The sequence below is a fragment of the Nocardia salmonicida NBRC 13393 genome (assembly GCF_001613085.1).
GTDB lineage: Bacteria > Actinomycetota > Actinomycetes > Mycobacteriales > Mycobacteriaceae > Nocardia > Nocardia salmonicida.
Genome location: NZ_BDBR01000097.1, coordinates 1 through 648 on the forward strand (window position 1 = coordinate 1; position 648 = coordinate 648).

Here is a 648-nt window from a genome sequence, read left to right on the forward strand (position 1 = left end):
TGCGTTCGGTCTTCAGACCGACGACCTTGCCGTCGGCGCCGAGGATCTCCGAGGGCGATTCGAAGAAGTGCAGGAACAGCTTGTGCGGGCGGTCGCCGTGATCGCGGATGGCCCACTGCTCCAAGGTGTTGGCGACCATGTCGACCTGCTTGGAGTTACGGCGCGCGGCTTCGGAGCCCTCGTCGTAGTCGATGTCCTCGGGGTTGACGATGACCTCGATCGTCGGCGAGTGATCCAGTTCGCGCAGCTCGAGGGGCGTGAACTTGGCCTGCGCGGGGCCACGACGACCGAACACGTGGACCTCGAGGGCTTTGTTGGCCTTGAGGCCTTCGTAGACGTTCGGCGGGATCTCGGTCGGCAGCAGCTCGTCACCGGTCTTGGCGAGCACGCGCGCGACGTCGAGGGCGACGTTGCCGACACCGAGCACGGCGACCTTCTCGGCCTCGAGGGGCCACGAGCGCGGGACGTCGGGGTGGCCGTCGTACCAGGACACGAAGTCGGCGGCGCCGTAGGAGCCGTCGAGGTCGATGCCGGGGATGGTCAGGGCGCGGTCGGCGTTGGCGCCGGTGGAGAAGATGACCGCGTCGTAGAACTGGCGCAGGTCGTCGAGGGTGATGTCGGTGCCGTAGTCGATGTTGCCGAGCAGGC

At 67.3% G+C, this 648-nt stretch carries 1 protein-coding gene; it reads right to left on the bottom strand.

The window, feature by feature from the left end; all coding sequences use genetic code 11:
- On the bottom strand, positions 1-648 hold a 648-nt coding region (locus NS1_RS38490; protein WP_507762141.1), incomplete at both ends, for a ferredoxin--NADP reductase domain-containing protein.